This window comes from Bradyrhizobium sp. (genome assembly GCF_035701725.1).
In the GTDB taxonomy this organism is placed as follows: domain Bacteria; phylum Pseudomonadota; class Alphaproteobacteria; order Rhizobiales; family Xanthobacteraceae; genus Bradyrhizobium.
Genome location: NZ_DASSRP010000306.1, coordinates 1 through 3,866 on the forward strand (window position 1 = coordinate 1; position 3,866 = coordinate 3,866).

Below are 3,866 nucleotides of genomic sequence, written 5' to 3' on the forward strand. Positions count from 1 at the left end.
GGCGAAAAAGAACGCGCTGTCGACCACGAGAAAACAGCCGGCGACAGCTCCCGCCGCAAGCACGCTCCAGCCCCAGATCTCGCGCATCGCGATGAAGAGCAGCGCCGAGGTCATCAGCATGGTGGCGGAAACGGCGATGCCATAGGCGGCGGCGAGATTGTCGGACTTGCCGAACACAATGGTCAGGCCCACCGTGACGATCATCAAGAGCCAATTGACCACCCCGACATAGATCTGGCCGTAGCCTTCGGACGAGGTTTGCTTGATATACAGCCGCGGCAGCCAGCCGAGCTGGATCGCCTGCCGCGTCATCGAGAACGCGCCGGTAATGATCGACTGGCTCGCAATGATGGTCGCAATCGTTGCCAGCACGATCAGCGGCACCAGCAGCGGCGCCGGACAAAGACGGAAGAAGATATTGCCGTCGGTCGGCGCGCCCTCGAGCACGAGCGCCGCCTGCCCGGCATAGTTGAGGATCAGGCTTGGAAACACGACACCGAACCAGGCGAGTTTGATCGGCCAGCTGCCGAAATGGCCCATGTCGGCGTACAGCGCCTCGGCGCCGGTAACGCAGAGAAATACGGCGCCCAGCACCAGAAAGCCGGTCATGCCGTGCGAGAAGAGATAAGACAGCCCATAGGACGGACTGAGCGCGGCAAAGACGAACGGATGCCGCGCGATGCCCCACACCCCCATCACCGCGATGGCGACAAACCAGACCAGCATGATCGGGCCGAAGAAATGCCCGATCGCGGCGGTGCCACGGGACTGGATCGCAAACAGTGCCAGCAGGATAACGACCGCGGACGGCACGACGTAAGGCTGCAGCGCCGGCGTCGCCATGTTGAGGCCTTCGAGCGCCGACAGCACCGAGATCGCAGGCGTGATCGCACCGTCGCCATAGATCAGGGCCGCGCCGAACAAGCCGACCGCAACGATGGTCGGACGATTATGTTTCTTGACGCCCAACAGCGCCATCAGCGCCAGAATGCCGCCCTCCCCGTCATTGTCGACGCGCATGGCGAAGGAGACGTATTTCACGGTGGTAATGATGAACAGCGTCCACAACACCAGCGATAGCGCGCCGAGCACCGTGGCGGGATCGGACGGCATGTCGGTCGAACCGAGCACGGTTTTGAACGTGTAAAGCGGGCTGGTACCGATATCGCCGAACACGATGCCGAGGGCAGATAAAGCCAGCGACGACATGTTGCCCTGCGGCGCCTGGCGTGTGTCGGAGGAAACGATTGCTTGTTCGGTCACGGTCGGCGGCTCTGGAGGACAAAGGCTATCGCCTTTTCCTACAAACTATCGCCTGATATTGCGACAGCCAAGCGACTCCCGGGCGGGGCCTCCGCGAGGGATGAGCCATGCATCGGGCAGATCGACCCGTACGGGACGTGCGAAGCGTCGTTCTTACGAAGTTCCCGCGGCGCTAGACCAGTCCGAGCTCGCTCGGATGCACGCCGGCAAAGATCCGTTGAACGTTCGCCGGTTGCAGCCCGTAGAGATGCTGGAACAAGCCGGCAAACATCGCGCGGTAGTCCGTCAGCACCGGATAATCGCGATTCTGAAACAGCGTCGCCTGCTCAACCTTGACCTGCTCGCCGGCGATGCGCCCGCCATTGATGCCGCCACCCATCACCCAATAGACGCTGCCGTGGCCGTGATCGGTGCCACGGTCGCCATTTTCGCGGAAGGTGCGGCCGAATTCGGAAATCACGACGACGATGGTATCGCGCCAGGCGGCAGGTCCGATCTCCTCGGAAAATCCGGCCAGTCCCCGCCCGAGTTCGCCGATGCGGTCGGCGAGATAACCGGTCGCCGCGCCTTGATTGACGTGGGTGTCCCAGCCACCGACGTCGACAAAACCAAGATTGAACTGCTCGCGCATCAGGCGGCCGATGCGGCGCGCCGACAATTCAAAGCCACGCGGCGATACGGCTCCACGATTGGCCGCGATCATTTCTTCTGAAATCGACCGATAGACATCATCGCGAATCCGAAATCCTTCGGAAACGGACGCCGACAGATCGCTTTGCGCATACATGTCCTTGATCAGGCGCGCCTGACGATCGTCGACGCCGGGCTTGCCGACGCTGTTGATGCCGATGTTCGGCGTTTGCGTCTTGCCGCGGAAGACCAGCGGCAATTGGTCGGTGAAGGCGATCGGCTTGGCGCGAGTCAGCTCAGCCGCCAGGCGGCTCATGAAACCGGAGCGATAATCGCGCGAGCCGCCGGCGGATTGTCCGAGCTCGATCGTATCCTGCGTCTCGAAATGGCTGCGGGTGAGATCGTCCGACGTTCCGGCGAACGGCACGAACGCGATCTCGCGTTTGGCCCACAATGGATAGATGCTGTCGCGCAACGCTGGATGCAGACCCAAATCGGCATTGAGCGACAGCGCGGCGTTCGGATTTCCCGTATCAGGTTTGGCAAGGCCAAGCGTCGGACGCGCGGTGCGATAAAAATCACTGCCGATCGGAACGACGATGTTGGCGGCATCATAGGCGCCGCGCAGAAACACGACGAGCAGCCGCGCATCAGTGGCAGGCGCCGCCCAGACACGGCCGGCCACCGTCAGCGGCACGGCACTCGCAAAAGCCTTGATCAGTTCGCGGCGGTTCATCTCGATCCTCCTGCGTATACTTTCACCTGTGCTCAGCGCATGAATTCAGGCGATGACAGAAACAGCGTGTTCCAGTCCTGCGGCGACACGGCTTGCTCGAGCGCGGCGAGCGTCGCGGGCCCGAGTGTCTGCCGCAGACCGTTGAAATAAAGCGCGTTCTGGATCAGCGGGAACGCCGGCTTCTCGACCGCATTCGGCACATCCGGCTTGAACAGTCCGGCGGAGCCCGAGCCGATCTGGCGCGCGATCTCGAAGCGGAGCGTCATCTGGCCAGGGCCATTCCACGATGCCGAGACCATCGAATAGCCATCCGGCGTTTCGTGATTGAACAGGCCTTCGCCAAGCCGATTGAGCCAGTTCTGGATCGGCTGGGTATTCAGAATCACCTTGTCGTCGTAGGCAAGGCGGATGGCCGAGAACACGTAGTGCACGGGATCCTTGAATTTCACGCCCGGCTTCAAGGACGCCGCGAATTCCGGCGCGTGCACCATGGTCGCGAGCACCTGGGCGATATCGCCATCCGATGCCTTGAAGGTCTGCGCCATCTTCTGGACCAGCGATTCCGGCGGATTATCCGAAACGAAGTAAGTCGCAATCTGCTTCGACAGATGGGTTGCTGTCGCCGGATGATGCACCAGAATATCGATCGCCTCGTCGACCTCTGCAAAGCCGCGGCCCTTGATCTGATGACCAAGGAAGGTCTTGTCGGCATAGTCGTGCCGCGCCGGATTGAATTCGAAGGCGCCCTCACGAACGAGCTGCGGGCGCTGATCCGGATTGAGCTTCGGCTCTTCCGGCTTGATGTCGATACCGACGCCGGTGAGAATGCGCGCCAGCGCCTCGACATCGGCCTGCGTATAGCCGGAGCCGACGCCCATGGTGTGCAGTTCCATGATCTCGCGGGCGTAGTTCTCGTTGAGATGGCCGTTCGCGTTGTCGGTATTGTCGAGATAGCGCAGCATCGCCGGGTGGCGCAGCGTCGCCACCAGGAGATCCCGGAATTTTCCGAGTGCATGCGCGCGGATCGCGCGGTCCTCATAGTCCCCGACGATCACGCGCAAGTTCGACTTGTATTGATGCACGTTGAAATGATTGAACCAGAACCAGGTCATGCGCTGGCGCAGCTGGTCCGGCGCATAGAGCGCATGCAGGATCGAGCGCGCCTGCGCCTGCTTCATCCGCTCGTTCATCGCCTGCTGATAGACCTGCTGCGCAGCCTTCTTCTGTTCGGGGTCGG

3 protein-coding genes are annotated in these 3,866 nt (G+C 61.8%); all 3 read right to left on the reverse strand.

What is annotated here, in order from left to right:
* On the reverse strand, positions 1–1,209 hold a 1,209-nt coding region (locus tag VFL62_RS18165; protein WP_325173765.1), incomplete at its 3' end, for a KUP/HAK/KT family potassium transporter.
* A 226-nt stretch (positions 1,210–1,435) separates the two neighbouring features.
* Positions 1,436–2,629 carry a DUF1501 domain-containing protein gene (locus tag VFL62_RS18170; RefSeq protein ID WP_325173763.1) on the reverse strand — a complete coding sequence of 398 codons (1,194 nt, stop codon included), beginning with the start codon at positions 2,627–2,629 and terminating at the stop codon, positions 1,436–1,438.
* A 32-nt stretch (positions 2,630–2,661) separates the two neighbouring features.
* The coding region (locus tag VFL62_RS18175; RefSeq protein WP_325173764.1) for a DUF1800 domain-containing protein at positions 2,662–3,866 on the reverse strand (1,205 nt) is incomplete at its 5' end.

Bases quoted from the DNA above. Each gene is read 5' to 3' on its own strand.
- VFL62_RS18170 (WP_325173763.1), bottom strand. From the start codon at position 2,629: ATGAACCGCCGCGAACTGATCAAGGCTTTTGCGAGTGCCGTGCCGCTG.